The 16,523-nt window shown below is 37.1% G+C and carries 17 protein-coding genes and 1 pseudogene; 13 read left to right on the top strand and 5 right to left on the bottom strand.

Annotated elements, in window-relative coordinates; translation table 11 throughout:
• Positions 1-948, top strand: a complete 948-nt coding sequence (locus tag D0T87_RS09565) for a DUF5712 family protein (RefSeq protein ID WP_163174912.1) — start codon at positions 1-3, stop codon at positions 946-948.
• A gap of 205 nt (positions 949-1,153) precedes the next feature.
• On the opposite strand, the gene D0T87_RS09560 is transcribed toward D0T87_RS09565, so the two are convergent.
• The gene (locus D0T87_RS09560) at positions 1,154-4,237 is read right to left on the bottom strand and encodes a metallophosphoesterase (RefSeq protein ID WP_163174911.1); all 3,084 of its coding nucleotides are present in this window, start codon (positions 4,235-4,237) and stop codon (positions 1,154-1,156) included.
• A gap of 33 nt (positions 4,238-4,270) precedes the next feature.
• Positions 4,271-5,593 (bottom strand): ATP-binding protein, encoded by a 1,323-nt coding sequence (locus tag D0T87_RS09555; RefSeq protein ID WP_163174910.1) that lies wholly within the window; start codon positions 5,591-5,593, stop codon positions 4,271-4,273.
• A gap of 1,108 nt (positions 5,594-6,701) precedes the next feature.
• Between D0T87_RS09555 and D0T87_RS09550 the strand changes: the two genes are divergently transcribed.
• Positions 6,702-7,052: a transposase family protein gene (locus D0T87_RS09550; RefSeq protein WP_163175011.1), complete on the top strand. Its 351-nt coding sequence runs from the start codon at positions 6,702-6,704 to the stop codon at positions 7,050-7,052.
• 55 nt (positions 7,053-7,107) lie between these two features.
• Complete coding sequence (locus D0T87_RS09545) at positions 7,108-8,031, top strand: transposase (RefSeq protein ID WP_203558658.1); 924 nt, start codon at positions 7,108-7,110, stop codon at positions 8,029-8,031.
• Between the two features lie 514 nt (positions 8,032-8,545).
• Here the strand turns inward: D0T87_RS09545 and D0T87_RS24885 are convergent.
• Positions 8,546-8,674: a hypothetical protein gene (locus D0T87_RS24885; protein WP_255495862.1), complete on the bottom strand. Its 129-nt coding sequence runs from the start codon at positions 8,672-8,674 to the stop codon at positions 8,546-8,548.
• Positions 8,675-8,841: 167 nt separating this feature from the next.
• Here D0T87_RS24885 and D0T87_RS09535 point away from each other — a divergent pair, with 167 nt between their 5' ends.
• The 10 genes and pseudogenes from D0T87_RS09535 (at position 8,842) to D0T87_RS09490 (ending at position 15,125) form a co-directional block, all read left to right on the top strand.
• Complete coding sequence (locus D0T87_RS09535) at positions 8,842-9,090, top strand: helix-turn-helix domain-containing protein (protein ID WP_163174909.1); 249 nt, start codon at positions 8,842-8,844, stop codon at positions 9,088-9,090.
• 2 nt (positions 9,091-9,092) lie between these two features.
• On the top strand, positions 9,093-9,641 hold the full coding sequence (gene fic, locus D0T87_RS09530; RefSeq protein WP_163174908.1) for a protein adenylyltransferase Fic: 549 nt from the start codon (positions 9,093-9,095) through the stop codon (positions 9,639-9,641).
• 298 nt (positions 9,642-9,939) lie between these two features.
• Positions 9,940-10,511, top strand: a pseudogene (locus D0T87_RS09525) (ORF6N domain-containing protein).
• 575 nt (positions 10,512-11,086) lie between these two features.
• The gene (locus D0T87_RS09520) at positions 11,087-11,374 is read left to right on the top strand and encodes a hypothetical protein (protein WP_163174907.1); all 288 of its coding nucleotides are present in this window, start codon (positions 11,087-11,089) and stop codon (positions 11,372-11,374) included.
• Complete coding sequence (locus tag D0T87_RS09515; protein ID WP_163174906.1) at positions 11,371-11,916, top strand: GNAT family N-acetyltransferase; 546 nt, start codon at positions 11,371-11,373, stop codon at positions 11,914-11,916. Before D0T87_RS09520 ends, D0T87_RS09515 begins: the two co-directional genes overlap by 4 nt.
• The gene (locus D0T87_RS09510; protein ID WP_163174905.1) at positions 11,913-12,356 is read left to right on the top strand and encodes a VOC family protein; all 444 of its coding nucleotides are present in this window, start codon (positions 11,913-11,915) and stop codon (positions 12,354-12,356) included. The genes D0T87_RS09515 and D0T87_RS09510 overlap by 4 nt, the downstream gene beginning before the upstream one ends.
• Before the next feature lie 9 nt (positions 12,357-12,365).
• Entirely contained in the window at positions 12,366-12,722 is a 357-nt protein-coding gene (locus D0T87_RS09505) for a class I SAM-dependent methyltransferase (protein ID WP_370526834.1), read from the top strand.
• Between the two features lie 143 nt (positions 12,723-12,865).
• On the top strand, positions 12,866-13,393 hold the full coding sequence (locus tag D0T87_RS09500; RefSeq protein ID WP_163174904.1) for a GNAT family N-acetyltransferase: 528 nt from the start codon (positions 12,866-12,868) through the stop codon (positions 13,391-13,393).
• 5 nt (positions 13,394-13,398) lie between these two features.
• The gene (locus D0T87_RS09495; RefSeq protein WP_163174903.1) at positions 13,399-14,535 is read left to right on the top strand and encodes a DNA alkylation repair protein; all 1,137 of its coding nucleotides are present in this window, start codon (positions 13,399-13,401) and stop codon (positions 14,533-14,535) included.
• The gene (locus tag D0T87_RS09490; protein ID WP_163174902.1) at positions 14,532-15,125 is read left to right on the top strand and encodes a YdeI family protein; all 594 of its coding nucleotides are present in this window, start codon (positions 14,532-14,534) and stop codon (positions 15,123-15,125) included. The genes D0T87_RS09495 and D0T87_RS09490 overlap by 4 nt, the downstream gene beginning before the upstream one ends.
• 12 nt (positions 15,126-15,137) lie before the next feature.
• Here D0T87_RS09490 and D0T87_RS09485 read toward each other — a convergent pair whose 3' ends face one another.
• Together D0T87_RS09485 and D0T87_RS09480 are read right to left on the bottom strand one after the other, a co-directional pair.
• A complete protein-coding gene (locus D0T87_RS09485) occupies positions 15,138-15,479 on the bottom strand; it encodes a DUF4405 domain-containing protein (RefSeq protein ID WP_163174901.1) in 342 nt (113 codons plus the stop codon).
• A gap of 89 nt (positions 15,480-15,568) precedes the next feature.
• The gene (locus D0T87_RS09480) at positions 15,569-16,417 is read right to left on the bottom strand and encodes an AraC family transcriptional regulator (RefSeq protein ID WP_163174900.1); all 849 of its coding nucleotides are present in this window, start codon (positions 16,415-16,417) and stop codon (positions 15,569-15,571) included.
• Positions 16,418-16,523 lie beyond the last annotated feature (106 nt).

The raw sequence follows: 16,523 nt of genomic DNA, 5'->3' as shown, positions 1-16,523 counted from the left end.
ATGAATATAGATTTCCCGCCACCGTCCAAAGGCACATATAACAATGCAGGCAGTAGCAGAAAGCTATGTAATTATTTGGAGCATGAAGATATGGAACGCATGGAGCAGGGAATCTACACAGAAGGATTTTTCAATCTGACGAATGATAATATCTATAAATCACAGGTCATAAAAGATATAGACAGCAATATCGGGCAACTTATGAAAACGGATGCCAAGTTTTACGCTATTCATGTCAGTCCATCGGAAAAGGAGCTTCAGGCAATGGGAACAACCGAACAGGAACAAGCCGAAGCCATGAAACGGTATATCCGTGAAGTGGTTATTCCCGAATATGCTAAGAACTTCAATAAAGGATTATCGGCAGAGAATATAAAATTCTACGGAAAGATACATTTCAGCAGGGACAGGTCAAACAACGAATTGAATATGCACTGCCATTTGATTGTCAGCCGGAAAGACCAGACCAATAAAAAGAAACTATCACCGCTTACCAACCACAAGAACACTAAGAAAGGAGCTATCAAGGGAGGATTCAACAGGAAGAACTTATTTCAACAGGCAGAGCAGGGATTTGATAAACTATTCGGCTACCAACGCCAACTAACTGAAACCTTTGAGTACTATAACACGATGAAGAACGGAAGTATCTCCGAACAACTTAATATGCAGGAACACCAGATTTCCGATGAAAGAAAAAATACAGATATGCAGACTGGCTTGTATGCAGATAAGCAGGACGAACCGAATGAAAACAAGGTTGTATATAAACAAGACGACAACCTTTCAAACGATATTGAAAATAAGCAAAGTTTCAATCTCTCTGATTTGGGTTTATCCTCTGCATTGGGTTTGCTTACTCCTGAACCTAACAACAGCGATGAAGAACAGCAAATTCCGATGAAAAGAAAAAAGAAGAAGCCCAAACGAGGGTTTCGGCAAGGATAATCCATTTTATATTTGTAAAACAAGGTATATTCCAAGTCTGAAACATCAATGCCAAGCCCTTCGGGTTTTAGGAGATTTCTTCCTTTTCGTTCACGAAAAGAGTAAATCTCCTAAAAGCATTGCTTTATTCAGCCTTTCCATAAGAGAGGTGTTTAACAAATCTAAAAAGGAGAAAAAGTGCTTTATCTAAGAATAAGCAGAAGTGTCATTTCGTTTTGTTTTTATTCTTACTTGATTCCAATTTTCTCATAAATTCTGATTTTCCTTTTGCTTCTAATTGTTTTAAACTCAGTTTTATGTCAGAAATTAAATTAAGATAGTATGAGTCAGACTCCTTGGTTTTTGACCTCATATAGTAATATGTAATAAGTTTCATTACTCCAAAATCCTTTAAATATCTCCATTTTGAATTTTTCAAGTAATCTTTTATCATTTTTTGATAATTAGAACCTTTTATGTCAGCATAAATAAATAGAGATAAAAAACGTTCGTACTCTGATATATTTAAAGTTAATTTGTCAGAATTAATTTTTTCTAGAATTACAGGCTTTGTTTTTTGTGTGCCAATCCAATCTGAGATCAGAATTTGATGCAACATCGGTAGTATTCTAACAAAAAAACCAAAATTAACATTAGGGGGTAGTCCTGCTGGTTGTTTCTTGTTTTTTATGTAATGATAAAGCAAAGAATCTCGATATAATATTAAAAATGAGATTGAACTAGTTGTGATATTTTTCAAGGCGATTTTTTTCTTATCAAAATCATCAATTTCTTCGAGATTTCTAAATATTTGCGCAGCAAATTTTAAAGTTTTGTCTAATGGCTTTCTGCTCGAAATTTCTCTTTTTTCTATAGAGCGCTTAATAGGGATATTACTCAATTGTGCGTCATATAATTTTTCTAATTCCCCCTCAGTCGGCTTTTGTCGAACTTTGTCAATATTTAATCTTGAAGATAAAGAATCCTTAGATTCGAAGAATGGATCAATTTTATCATATTTTTCTGTAATATCTTCATTCATGCCTTTAAATACGGAAATCAATAGTTCTTGACTTAAGTCTAACAATTCTTCGGAATCAGTAGATAAACCAGAATAATAATCCAACTCATCCATATAATTCAGGCAATTATCAATAGTGAATATTTGTCTTTTAAATTCAGAATCATAGCCAATATGCTTTGAGAGAAAATAGTGATATAAAAACGCAAACTTGAATTTAATATATGATTCATCTGAGAAGGACAATAATCCTCGTCGTATAAAATCATCTACAACTTTTTGTGGACTACCAGAAAATCTGGTTTTAAGATATTCTGTCACTTTGTCTAATAAAACAGAATAAGTAATTCTATAGCTAAAGTTTTCATCACCTAAATCATGCATTACTTTTGCCACATAAGCTAAAAGACGCTGTTTGTTTGAGAAGCTAAAAGTGTCGTAGTAAATGTTCTCAATATTAATCTCTTCAAGCAAATTTTTAACGACCTGCTCTATTAAGATTGCATTATTTATTGGCTGACTCTCTTGTTTGTCTATAATCCATAAGAAGAGAGTTACTGATAATGGCGTTCGGGGCAGAGACAGGGATTCGAAATTCTTGATTAATCGATTAATCCTGTCTTTATAATCATCATTTTGCTCGGGAAACCACCTCGTTATCAATTCTTTAATTTGGGCAGATTTGAAATTTTGTATAAACGCTAAATTAAAATTGAAATTAATATTTGAATCGATAAAATCTTCTGGGAGATTACTTTCTATGATTTGTTCTCTTGCAGCAATTATTCTAATATTAGAATTAGTATTAAAGAAATGCGCAAGTTTTGATAGATTAACATTTCCTGTATTAAAATCAATATCATCTACAAGTAATGTGATATTCGCTTTTTGAATCAAATCTTTATACTCCGCAGCGCTAATTGACAGGAACTGCCTTATTAGCTGAGATATATCCTTGCTGCCAATTTCTTTGTATTTAATCAAGACAGGAATCTGATTGTAAAGTTTGTATGAATTAGAAAGCTCAATGAAAAATTTGTCAAGCAATATTGTTTTTCCTGATTCTTTCAATCCATATATCAAGAAGTTTTCTGTATTTAATAATATATCGTTTATTTTATAGTAAATAATTTCATCCATTTGAAAATGTGTCTCTGGTAAATTCGAGATAATAGGCTCTACAAATATTTCATTAATTTTACAAGGGCCAGTAGAGTTTGTTCCATAAGTGAATAGATGCTCATTAACATTGTCACATTGCACTTCTATTAGATTTCTTAAAGATTTATCAACAATAGAATTCTGATAAATGTCATTTTCATCTGGATATGATATCCTAATCACACCTTCATCATTTCCTATGTCGGTATTTTTAACAAAAACGTCATGTGTATCCAAATATTTTTTATATGATATTTGAACAGGTGTCTCTTTTGAGAATTCTATAATAGCATATCCTCCAACATAATCAACATGCTTAGACTTATTCCCCATACACGCTGGAGCTTGGCAGTAAAGAGTTTTTCCATAAAAATCTCTAGTAAAAGAAAAGTCCGTAGAGTGAGAATGACCATATAAATATAAATCAAATTTTGAATTTATTAATGGTCTAATATTTCTTTTGTCTATTTCAGAAAGATATTCTATTGAGTGATGTGATAATCCAATTATAGTCTTTTTATCTTTAACAAAATTAAGAGCCCTCAATATTTGATTTTCGCCAATAATCAATGTCTCTTTATCTGATTCATCATAACACCTCCAAGAAGAATTTAAGCAAACAATTCCTAAATCCAGTTCATCAATAACAAAACTTGATGAAAAATTTGTCAACTCCGATTTTTCGAAATCTTGAAAATGTGTTTTTTCGAATTTTTTAAAATCGGACATTCTTTGCAGGTACTTATTGTCAATCTCATCTCTGTCGATAAATTCATTAATTGAATCTACTGAGTTAAGTTTGCTTTTCAACCCTTCTTCCATTATTTCATCGGCTTTATTTCTATTCACATCATGATTCCCTGGCACAAAAAATATCTGTTTTTTACTAATGCTTAATTCTGAAACCATTCTTTCAATTACGACATCATTGAATTCTTTGAACGCATCATCAATAGTCTTAAAGCCGGCTCCCCCTTTATCTATTAAATCTCCAGTTATCACAACTATACACCTGTCTGTATTGATTGTTGATTTTAAGCTTTTTATCAGCGCAGATACAACTTTTCTCTTTTGATATGAATCTTTTTTATCGATGTGAAAATCTGAAATATGGATTATTTGAATCATAAATGTATTATTATTATTATTTAATTCGTGTTGCTACATGTCCTCCAACGACAAACAAACCATCTCAATCTGATACTTAGGCAGCAACTTAATCCTAAGATGTTCTACCTTTGCTGCCAATAATTCAGGCTTGAAATTCTTCTTTTGTCGCTTTACTTCTGCTGCTACTGCTTGGTTTTTCTCCAATTTCAAGGCAACAATATCAATTTCATTCTGATTGCCTTTGGGCTCCCACCACGAACCGATAGCACGATATTGAAAACTTTCAGCAAACTGTTGTTTGAAATATATCTCTAACATGATGCCCGAATAAGTTGGATAGTCGGATTTGATGATAGCCTGTAAACCAATGAAGTTCTTTATCTCTATCAGTGAACGATGGCGGTCGAAGTAGTTGAACCAAAAACGAATAAAATTATCCTGTATTTCGTAGCGGACGGCTTGACTTCCTTCTTTTGCCAAAATGGGACGTTGACGGATAATGATATTATAATCCTCAATCAATCGTTTGATTTGACCGCCTATGCTCTTATCTCCCAATGCTGCTTCAATTTCAGGTTGCGTATTGATACCACCCGAAATGGCACTTAGGATAGAGAAGTAGGTTGCATAATTTTTTCCGAACTCTTCTATCAAAAGGTTTTTTCCTTCATCGGTAAAAGGAGAGTTTTCCCGAACCATAAATGAAATCATTTCATCTATACTCAATGTGATGTTATCGCAAAATAACTCAACATACTTGGGAACTCCACCTGTAAAGGTATAGAGCGCAAGTAAGTCATCATTGGTGTAATTGGGATTATAATCACGCATAATTTCTTTTAGCGTGGTCAAATCGAATGCCGATAGCTTGATGATATTGTCCGCTCTGCCAAATAGAGGTTCTTTATTGTTTTGGAATATTTTCTGCATCAACGAATAAATAGAGCCGGATACAATCAGATTCATTTTTGATTTCTTCCGATAGGTGTCCCATATATTCTGCATATCGCTATACACCGATTCATTGATGTTATAGAACTCCTGAAATTCGTCAATGACAAGATTGAACGGTTTCTGTGAAGCCAGTTCCATTAGATATTGAAACAATGATCGGAAGGTGCGTATTTCTGCAGGAACAAACGTATCAAGCGATTGGCTGATGATAGGAATAAACTCTGAACAAAGCGTTGCTTCGCTTTTACGACCAACAAACAAATAGATAGTCGGTAAGCCTTCAACCGACTTCATAATAAGGCTAGTTTTGCCAATCCTCCTTCTTCCGGTTACTACTGTTAGACGGGAATGGTCACTGAACGATAAGTTTTGTATCCGTTTCAACTCTGCCAATTCGCTTGTTCTGTTATAAAACTTCATGTTCTTCTTTTTGTTACACCCGTAACAGTTACGGTAGTTACAAAGGTATAGAAAAATTTGGATATGCAGTCATCTTTCTCAATTTTAAACCAATAAATACTTTTTTAGAACACTAATTTGTTATTACCGTGCAAGTCAGGGAACAAGTGACCGCGCAAGTCACCCCAATAGGTTTAGTAGTAATGAATAACATATATATGGTATATTTTACTTTGTTTACATTCTTATATTCAGCAGATTATCTTCAAAACAACAGATATAAATAATTTGCGTTGATGTACAAATTGTGTCCTTTATTGCAAATTATTTATTAGTCACCAAACAAGCGGGAGTAAGTTGCCAGCAAATGAATGAGAAAAAGCTCTTTTGTTTTGTGCGCAAAACAAAAACAACATATTTTCGTCTTGTTGGCAAAACAGAAATGTCCTTAATTCATCTTAATACGTTGTTTTGTTTCCATAATGCACTATTTATGCTGCATAATAGAAACAAAATAAAAAAGATGGAGAATTTGTAGATTCGATTACAAAATAACTCAGTTCCGAAATGCGCATTTCGGAACTGACGATTTCGGAACAAAGGAAAGAAAAAATAAAAATTTTGGTATGGATGATAAACTAAAAACTGATATAAGCAAAATGGTTGATGATGTGGTATTGTCATGTGTCCATTAGTTTATTGTGTTGTGCTGTTATTAGTTTATTATGCAGAATCTAATATTGTAGGCTGTTAATCAGTATATTATAGCACTATTTTAAGATAATATTTCGAAAGAATCCTTCATTGTTATAGATATTTTTCCTACCTTTACAACAGAAATCATGCTAATAGCGAGCAGAACGATGAAAAATAATCGTGTGCTAAATCGTGTGGGATTCCAAATTTGAGAAAATATAAAAGGTTGACTATCAATAGAGATACAATAATAGTTCTCTTTCTGGTGGCACCACAAAAAAAAGAAACAAAATCACGTAAACCCCTGAATTTCGAAGAAGTTCAGGGGTTTTTCATTTCTAAGAAAACGCAAAAAAAGGTATCCTAAAGCATGTTTATCGGGTCAAGTAAAAAACCAAGTTGTTAATAATCGTATAATGTTTATCTTTGCATGATGCAAAGTTTTAAATTATCACGGTTAGTTTTTCCTGAAGTACTAATGTCGTACTTTGATGTTGTTGGTTATCAAGCGCACACTGATCGTCTTGATTTTTGGTTGGATGAGAAAGAGTTTTTGGATTTAGATGATTATAAGAAGGGCACTGTTCGTTCCTATGGCTTCACACCTGAGAAAGTTATTCAGGATTTTCCATTACGTGGTAAACCTGTTTTTCTGCATGTCAGACGTCGCAAATGGCGGGACACTTCCACCAGTGAGATATTCTCCTATACGTATGACGATTTGACGAGTGAAGGTACCAAACTAACGCCTGAATTCGTTGCTTTTTTAAAAGATACGGATTGAGACCACAGTAGCAAGTATATCCTCCATCGCAGAGAATTATGGTGTTAACGGTAAGTTGCTTTCCACGCAATACAAGGATCATATCAGTGACTATTACCAGTGGGGTCAGCTTGCCCATGCTCAGAATTATGTTTTATTTAAACGCAATATTGGAACAAATCTAGCTATTGACGAGACCTCATTAAGCTGTGGTGAGCTCTATACCATTGTCACCAATAAGGCCGGACGTGCAGGGCGAGGTACATTGGTGGCAATGATTAAAGGAACTAAATCAGAAGATGTCATAACAGTCCTTGAAAAGATAAACCTTATCAAACGAAAAACAGTCAAAGAAGTGACTCTTGACCTCTGGCCAACAATGATGAAGATCGTTCGCACAGTCTTTCCCTGCGCCACCATGACTAACGACCGCTTTCATGTGCAACGTCTTTTCTATGAAGCCATTGATGAACTCCGCATCACTTACAGATGGATGGCACGTGACCTTGAGAATGATGAAATTGACCGTTGTAAGAAAGAAGGAGTAGAGTATATACCCTTCCGATACAGTAACGGAGATACGCGAAAACAGCTATTGGCCAGAGCAAAGTATGTGCTGACTAAAAACTATACTAAATGGACTGAAACTCAAGCTGAAAGAGCTCGTATACTATTTGAAATTTATCCTGAACTGCGGGAAGTATACGACCTTTCCATGGAACTAACGGGGATTTACAACTATCATTATGAAAAAGATGTAGCCCGGGCTAAACTAGCCTTATGGTACAATAAAATTGAAAAGCTGGGATATGGATGTTTTAGGTCTGTGATGAACACCATGCAGAATCATTATGAAACAATACTCAATTTCTTCGTCAATAGAGAAACTAATGCTTTCGCAGAATCATTCAATGCGAAAATCAAAGCATTCAGAAATCAATTCAGAGGAGTAAGGGATATACCATTCTTTATTTTTAGACTATGCAAACTATGTGCTTGACTTTTTAACAATTCAACCTACTTTTTTACTTGACCCTGTTTATCCTTGGTGGTGCAAGTCCACTACGGGGGTAGGTAGCGACCAACCGTTAGCCGAACAGCAAGGGTGTCTACCGCGAGGGTAATCTGAAAGAAGCTGTACGCAAAGTCCCGGTCTGAGGAACACGAACATCATATAAGGCTCAAGTCGTAGGATGAGTTTGCAAAACAAAACAAAGTCCCAAAGCTATCCGGTAACGACAGAGTAAATGATGCTGATATATGGGATGGAAGTTATTAATCTTACCACTGGGGGGCTCACGGACGTGCGGACGTTTTTTTTCTCGGAAGCACGGCTAACAATTGTCTTCAGGTAGCTATTTCCCCCAACCGGTAAAAGCAGTATCTATCCCCAAGAAGAATGGTGGGGTACGGATACTTGATATCCCTACAGTTGAAGACCGTATTGCTCAAATGACAGCTAAGTTGTACTTTGAGCCATCCATAGAACCACTGTTTCATGATGACTCTTATGGTTATCGACCTAATAAATCAGCTATACAAGCTCTATCGGTAACACGAAGACGCTGTTGTACTTCTTCTTCATTCATTGAAAGAACTCTTTGGTATTCTTCGCACATCTGGTTTAATCTTTCTTTTGTCATTTCTGTAAGGGCTTAATCTTCTTTTCTTTCACAAAGGTAGGCTTTATAGTTACATAAACAATATGCAAACGAAGTTTTAGCACTACTTTAACAAACAAAATGTAGGTTATGTATTTACAAAATGAAATTAATTGTATATTTGTACTATAAATATAAAACCTACGCTCATGGATTTAAGAATTAAAGAAATTATCAAAGAAAAAGGATTGACTATTCAAGAAGTAGCCGATAAGATAGGCGTTAATCGTGTTACATTATCCAATAGCATTAATGGTAATCCAACTGTTGAAACATTGAATAAGATTGCGGGTGTTATCGGATGCCCGGTGACTGAACTTTTTGATCAACCGAAAACCGACACCGCTTCTCTAACTTGTCCGCACTGCGGGAAAAATATCAATATTAAAGCTGAATAATTATGAATACAAATGAAATAGATCGGTTGAGCCTTGAGAAGGCGCAGGCTTTGTTTGATAGTGGAGACATAAAACGTATTGAGGTAGGAACTACAAAAGGCTTGCGTGATATACACCGTTATCTGTTTGATGGGTTATACAACCTTGCCGGAAAGATACGCACCCTAAATATATCGAAAGGGAATTTCTGCTTTGCTAACTGTTTGTATCTTGACGTAATACTGCCCGTGATAGAAAAGATGCCGGAAACTACATTTGAGGAAATTATAGCTAAATATGTTGAAATGAATATCGCACACCCATTTATGGAGGGTAACGGCCGTTCTATACGCATTTGGCTTGATATGATGCTAAAAAAACAGCTCGGAAAGGTAGTTGATCGGCAGAATGTGGATAAGCACTTGTATCTGCAAGCTATGGAACGAAGCCATGTTAATGATTTGGAGTTGTGCACATTGTTACATCAAGAATCAACCGACCGGATAGATGACCGGGAAGTAATATTCAAGGGAATTGCCCAATCTTACTACTACGAGGGATACGAACCATAATTTATATCAATATTAAAGTCGAATAACAGGGATAACAGGGTTACTAAATTATTCATTTGTTCCTGCAATAGCGTAGAGCACCAACTTATAATATCCTATTTTACGGACGAAAAAGACGGTGGGGTTTATTGTAGCATTCATCTTAAACCCGAATCAAACATCTTTAAGCGTATCTGGAAGGCCATTAAATACATCTTTGGACATCGTAGTATCTATGGTGATTTTGATGAGTTTATTTTCAAGCCCGATGATGCTGATAGTTTGCAGCAAGTGGTTAATTACTTAAAACAGAATAAACATGAGTGATTTGCAAGTAATACAAAGTAAAATATACGAGATACGAGGCCAAAAAGTAATGTTTGACTTTGATCTGGCAGCCTTATACCAGGTTGAAACACGGGGTTTGAATCAAGCTGTCAAACGCAATATGAAAAGGTTTCCTTCTGATTTCATGTTTCAATTGTTGTCTGAAGAATGGGAAATCTTGAAATCACAATTTGTGATATCAAGTTGAGGTGGTACTCGTAAACTCCCTTACGCTTTCACAGAGCAGGGCTTAGCAATGCTTTCGGGTATATTGAACTCCGATATAGCCTAGCCATACAGGTTAATATTAATATCATGCGTGCATTTGTAGCCGTTCGCCAATTAATATCTAATCCTCCAGTAGATAGGGTAGAACAGTTGGAAAACCAAATGGAAAATCTAAGATTGTACATTGAAGAGGTGTTCACTGATTATAATGATATCAATGAAGATACCCGGGTGCAGTTGGAACTCATTAATCAAACGTTGGCAGAATTACAGGTAGAGAAAGAGGAAGCTGCCAAACCACGTAAACCAGTAGGTTTTAAATCTTATGAAAAATAGAATATCAAAACATGTTTATATGATGATAAGTAAAATGGAATGCTCCAAATACAGGTGAATTTATAGAAGTACTGCGAGAAGACCTTATGAGCCAAAGACGGAAAAGCGTCTATGCTGATTTTTAGTCAATTAAAGATATTGGTAAATGTTTTATAAATCTTAAAACTCGTCCAAAATGAGGTTATAAAAAACGAATCCACAAAACAGCCCCGACAAATCACCTATTTTGTCAAGGCTTCTTTTCCTACTTCTTCACCTTCCTTCTCAGTGCTTCATTAGCCGTTTTCACTTCATTATTCATCCTTTTAATGCAAAAGGCGTATTTCTTTGCAGACATAACATTGAGATCAATCTGCATCTTAAAATGAGTTTCCAGAGCCACGCATTCATCACAGAAGTGATCAGGGTTGACGGGTTTACTTCCCTTATTAGCGATTGCTGAATTGATACGATCTAAGTTGAATTGGCAATAATCTACCTGATTTATCAGATAAGTGCATAATCTTACCGCTTTGTATCTGTAAAAGCTGTATATTTATCTCGGGAATTGATCCTATTAAAGAGATAATAAAAACATGAAAGTAATCATTACAGGGTCGACAGGAATGGTAGGCGAAGGCACTCTGCTGGAATACCTTTCTAATCCCAATGTGGAAGAACAATTCAAAGGCTATGATGCTTGCTTCTACTGTGCCGGTAAAAGTTCGGTCAGAATGAATGAGCACGATTACACCCGGACCCACATACGATACAGCCATGTATTGCGTAAACAACTACAACAGAATGTACCCCGTTTTATACCCTGTATTGCGTTTATTATATCAAACTGCTGGCAAAGGAATCTTAATCAGATCATTTTATGATAATCAATAAAAGTCGAACCAAAATAAAGCCTCTTCAGGATGAAGACATTCCATTATTCGCCCAATGGTTGAATAAAGAATACATCTATAAATGGCTGTGTCCGGATGGAGAGGAACAGAAAGAGGCCTGGTTGGACGAAGTAAATAATAAAAGTGGTAAGTATGATTTCCTAAAACATTTTATCGTTTACCATAACGATAAGAAAATAGGATATTGTCTTTATGCCGACTGCTTTTACCTCAAAGATTTAGAGGAAGAAGGTCACGATTTCGAGGATTTGTATGGAGACGTTACTGAAAAGAACCAGACCTACGAAATCGGCTACCTGATCGGTGAGGAGGAATATCTGAGTAAAGGCATTGGTAAACTGATCATTCAACTATTAGAAGAAGAAATCATCGGATTAGGTGGACATGAAATAGCGGCAGACCCTTCCGAAGAAAATGTCATCTCAATAAAAGCCCTCTTAAGCAATGGATTTAAGAAGAAAGGGGATGGAGATTATAGAAAAAGAATAACTATAAAAATTACAGAACAATGAGATTTAACAACGTAAGATTATTAGTCAGAGATTTCGCCAAGTGTTTCAAGTTTTACTCCGAGCAACTTGGACTGGAGCCTTCTTGGGGTGATGAAAACAGTGGATACGCCAATTTCAAGGTAGCAGACGGAATAGAAGGATTAGCCCTTTTCGTATCCGATTGGATGGCTCCCTCTGTAGGTAATGCTGATAAAGAATTACCTGTCGGTTTCCGGGAAAAATCACTTGTAGCATTCAGTGTGGATAATGTGGATGACACCTATGCAGCTTTGAAGGCAAGGGGCGTGGTATTCATTAATGAACCTGTCGATATGCCCGATTGGGGAATGCGTATGGTACACCTGCGTGATCCGGAAGATAATTTAATAGAACTATCTTCCCCATTAGCTCCCGAACAATGCAGTGAAGAGCTAATAGAAGAAAGTAAGAAATACGAGTAAACAGACTTTATACCCGGCCGATCCAAATCCGAAAGCCGCCTGCTCGACCTGGGATGCGGCTCCGGTTTATACACCTTCTTGTTTAAGAATAAGGGATACGATGTAACGGGCATTGATTTCAATAAAGCCTCGATCGAATACGCGGCAGGAAAAAGAAATGATATTTGTTACATTTTCGGCGATTATATTCAAGAGTATCCCAATGGAAAGTACGATACGGTGATTGATTTATTGCGACTTAGGTACACATTCCGACAAAGACCGGGACACGCTGCTGAGAAGCATTTATCACTCTTTGGGTGCGGGAGGTGTTTTCATCTTCGTATTATTCGGAAGAGGAAATTACGCAAGTCTTGCAGCATATAGGATTCAGGAAAGTAATCATATATAAAGATATATTAGGGGGAGGACAACAGTTTCGCATCCAACAGCGAAATGTTCATTGTAGCCGAAAAATGAGAAAAGTAATTCCATAATAAATATCTTTGCCGGAAATAAGAACCTAAAGTATGAAACTAAAACGCATAACAAACAGTAATAACGAAGAAGCGCAACGCCTTATAGCCCTTCATAGCGAAACATTCCCTGAATACGAAAGATTTCAGGAAATCCCATTATTGGCCAATCTGATTGATAATGCACAACCGATGCAGTTCAACGGCATCTATGAAGATGACGAACTGGCCGGTTTCTTCATTTATTGGGATTTGGAAGACTCATATTATATTCATTTCATTGCTGTTTTCCCGGAAATGCGAAACCACAAAATAGGACAAAAGGTTTTGGATTGGGTTTCAGAAAACCTGCACCATCCTGTGTTTCTGGAATCGGAAATACCCTATAATGAAATCACCGCCCGGAGACTTAATTTCTATAAAAGAAACGGCTTTAAGGAGCTGGCCAATGACCCGGCAATCCTTTCCGATGTGCGCGAAGGTGGTCATCCCCTATGGTTTATGGGAACACAGGAAGTCGATGATTTAACACCCTACCTGATTAAGATAAGAGACGGAGTTTATTACGCAACAGGAGAATAAATAATATGGCAGAGCCTTTTAAGAACATGTACAACGAACAGTTTTTCGAAAGATTTACGAAAGACTTAAAACTCGTTATCCCCCACTTTGATGCCCGTGCATTTGTGTCGCAGGCAATGGACAATGAATGGGAAAACAGAGAACTTAAACAACGCGTTGCGCACATCACAACGGTACTGAAGAACTTCTTGCCCGCGGATTATAAAGAAGCAATCGCCAAAATTCTCGAACTACTGGACGGTATAGAAACCCAACATCCCCATTGTTCAAAAATAGACGATGCGAAGTTTGGCTTAACGTTGGAGTATGGAGCGATATTAGACAATTATATAGAACAATACGGGTTGGACGATTACGAAACCTCTATAAAAGCGATAGAGAGAATCACCCAGTTTACAAGTTGCGAGTTTGTCGCCCATCCTTTTATCGTTAAATATCCCGACAAAATGATGGCTCAGATGCTCATTTGGTCGAAGCACGAACATTGGGGAGTCCGCCGGCTTGCGTCAGAAGGTTGCCGTCCGCGCCTTCCCTGGGCAATGGCTTTACCGAATCTGAAAGAAAACCCCACGCCAATCATTCCTATATTGGAAAATCTTAAAAACGATCCGGCAAGATTTGTGCGGCTTAGTGTTGCCAATAACCTGAATGATATTGCCAAAGATAATCCCGGAGTGGTGATTGATCTGGCGAAAAGATGGCAAGGAGAGTCGGAAGAGGTAGATTGGATTATTAAACATGGCTGCCGGACACTCCTGAAGCAAGGTAATCCGGAAGTGATGGAGTTATTCGGTTTGGGTTCTGCGAAGAATATACGCATTGAGAATTTGCAGATCTCAACACCCGAAGTTAGAGTCGGAAATTCGCTGGAATTTAGTTTCAACCTATTGAATAACAGTAATAAGAAAATTAAAATAAGACTTGAGTACGGACTGTATTACCAAAAGGCAAATGGTGCGTTATCGAAGAAAGTCTGTAAAATCAGCGAAAAAGACTATGCAGCAAATTCAATCACACGTATTACCCGGAAACATTCTTTTAAAGTAGTAACGACGCGGAAACTTCACCCCGGACTTCATCAGGTTGCTGTTATAATCAACGGTAATGAGTTTGAAAAACATAACTTTGAATTGATAGAATGATAAACACAGCTAACAACCTGTCACAATCGTCAATAGAAATAAAATACTTTGAAAACAGAAGAGATTGGCGAAAGTGGCTGGCAGACAACTTTGAGACAGCTCGTGAAATTTGGTTTGTATTCCCTCAAAAGTCGTCGGGCAAAAAAAGTATTGCATACAATGACGCCGTTGAAGAAGCCCTTTGTTTCGAGTGGATTGACAGTACGATAAAACCACTGGATACAGAACTTCGGATTCAGCGTTTCACCCCCAGAAACCCTAAAAGCACCTACTCGCAGGCCAACAAAGAAAGGCTTAAATGGCTATCGGACAATAAAATGATACACCCAAAGTTTGAGGATAAAATACGGGATGTATTGTCTGCCCCTTTTACTTTCCCTAATGACATAATCGACAGGCTGAAAGAAGATAAAACGGTATGGGAGAACTATCAACACTTTTCCGACCCGTATAAACGTATCCGGATTGCATACATTGAAGCAGCAAGGAAACGACCCGAGGAATTTGAAAAACGACTGAACAACTTTATAGGTAAAACAAAAGAGAATAAAACAATAAAAGGATTCGGTGGAATTGAAAAGTATTATTGAATTCCCTCAACGTTATCTCCCCTGCATTTCCGGAAAAGCAACAAACAAAACCACCACAATCAAAACACCTACGAAGAAAGCCCACAATGCCTCTCTACTTATACCTGTTCCTTTTGTTTTTATGTACGATTTCAACGCCTTCCAGTTCATTACAGTATGAAGAGCGGCAAAAACAGCAAAACCCAACCCAGTTAATACATGAAGAACTGTGAAGAAATGGATAGCCATCCCCTCCTCGAAATTCTCAAATACCTTAATTAACACCCCTGTAATAACCAATACTATTAAAGTGAGGAATAGGCTGACAGATACGAACTTACGTCGATTAAATGACTTTCTTTGTAATGCTTCCATTGTTTTCAATTTTTATTAATTGTTATCTGGATACAAAGTAAGCCCAAAGAACAGACTGGAGAAATGGAGAAAAAAAGGGAAGGCTTGGACTATTTAAGGTATTTCGCCCTGAACTGCGTAGGCGACAGCTTTGAAATCTTGGTAAACAAGCGCGTAAAATACGCCCAATCCTCATAACCCAATTCCAGAGCAATCTCTTTCACACTCATGTCGGTATAGAACAACAAACGCTTAGCCTGAATCACAATCTCCCCCCGGATATAGTCCCCTACATTCTGTCCGGTAACCTCCTTAATCACCTCATACAGATACACCGCAGAGATATTCATTGCCGCCGCATACTGCGCAGGACGCTTCATGAAACGGTAATTCACAGCCAACAAAGATTTAAACTCGTGCGTAATAACCCTCAATCGTTTGCTTATTGCCAGAGGAAACTTTTCCTGATACATTTCAGCAATCATTCCGATATAAGACGAAAGCAAATCCCGCAGAATATACCCTCCCGTATTTCCATTGTTCGATTGAAGCCGATTATAAATAACAGCAGCACAGCTTCTTAAATCATTCATTGTCCTCTCTTCCGGTTTCATACTATTTCCGGCAGAAACAAACCTTTCAAACATCTCCTTATACTCATCCCTTACCACCATGCCGTCAACAGCCAGAAACCACCCACGCCCTCGGATGCCCCTTCCCGGAAGATGAACCTGCCCCGGCAGAATGCAAAGAATAGTCTTCTCCGTTATTTCACACTCTTCGAAATCAATCAACAGCTTCCCCCCTCCTTCCTCAACCAACAGGAAAATATAATATTCGTCTCTGTGAGCATGAAGGTCAGGAGGCGTCTGATGCGGATTATCTTCAGAGAAATACCGCATCAGCGCAATCTCTCCCGGAAAGTGCTCCGAACTTTTACGAGTAGGAATAGTATTCATTGGTATAAATATATAAGTAACTTTTCATAATTAAGCAGCATTATGCGCATAGTTAATTCTCAGCCCTTTCCCTATTGCGGCCAACACCCTGTTGGTTGCGTAGAAG

Source organism: Bacteroides sp. 51 (genome assembly GCF_010500965.1).
Taxonomy (GTDB): domain Bacteria; phylum Bacteroidota; class Bacteroidia; order Bacteroidales; family Bacteroidaceae; genus Bacteroides.
Note: the sequence above shows the minus strand (reverse complement) of the source record. Positions and strands in the feature narration are given on the sequence as shown.

Coding starts and splice junctions, on each gene's coding strand:
- D0T87_RS09565 (WP_163174912.1), top strand. CDS start 1: ATGAATATAGATTTCCCGCCACCGTCCAAAGGCACATATAACAATGCA.
- D0T87_RS09560 (WP_163174911.1), bottom strand. CDS start 4,237: ATGATTCAAATAATCCATATTTCAGATTTTCACATCGATAAAAAAGAT.
- D0T87_RS09555 (WP_163174910.1), bottom strand. CDS start 5,593: ATGAAGTTTTATAACAGAACAAGCGAATTGGCAGAGTTGAAACGGATA.
- D0T87_RS09550 (WP_163175011.1), top strand. CDS start 6,702: ATGCAAAGTTTTAAATTATCACGGTTAGTTTTTCCTGAAGTACTAATG.
- D0T87_RS24885 (WP_255495862.1), bottom strand. CDS start 8,674: ATGACAAAAGAAAGATTAAACCAGATGTGCGAAGAATACCAAAGAGTT.
- D0T87_RS09535 (WP_163174909.1), top strand. CDS start 8,842: ATGGATTTAAGAATTAAAGAAATTATCAAAGAAAAAGGATTGACTATT.
- fic (WP_163174908.1), top strand. CDS start 9,093: ATGAATACAAATGAAATAGATCGGTTGAGCCTTGAGAAGGCGCAGGCT.
- D0T87_RS09520 (WP_163174907.1), top strand. CDS start 11,087: ATGAAAGTAATCATTACAGGGTCGACAGGAATGGTAGGCGAAGGCACT.
- D0T87_RS09515 (WP_163174906.1), top strand. CDS start 11,371: ATGATAATCAATAAAAGTCGAACCAAAATAAAGCCTCTTCAGGATGAA.
- D0T87_RS09510 (WP_163174905.1), top strand. CDS start 11,913: ATGAGATTTAACAACGTAAGATTATTAGTCAGAGATTTCGCCAAGTGT.
- D0T87_RS09500 (WP_163174904.1), top strand. CDS start 12,866: ATGAAACTAAAACGCATAACAAACAGTAATAACGAAGAAGCGCAACGC.
- D0T87_RS09495 (WP_163174903.1), top strand. CDS start 13,399: ATGGCAGAGCCTTTTAAGAACATGTACAACGAACAGTTTTTCGAAAGA.
- D0T87_RS09490 (WP_163174902.1), top strand. CDS start 14,532: ATGATAAACACAGCTAACAACCTGTCACAATCGTCAATAGAAATAAAA.
- D0T87_RS09485 (WP_163174901.1), bottom strand. CDS start 15,479: ATGGAAGCATTACAAAGAAAGTCATTTAATCGACGTAAGTTCGTATCT.
- D0T87_RS09480 (WP_163174900.1), bottom strand. CDS start 16,417: ATGAATACTATTCCTACTCGTAAAAGTTCGGAGCACTTTCCGGGAGAG.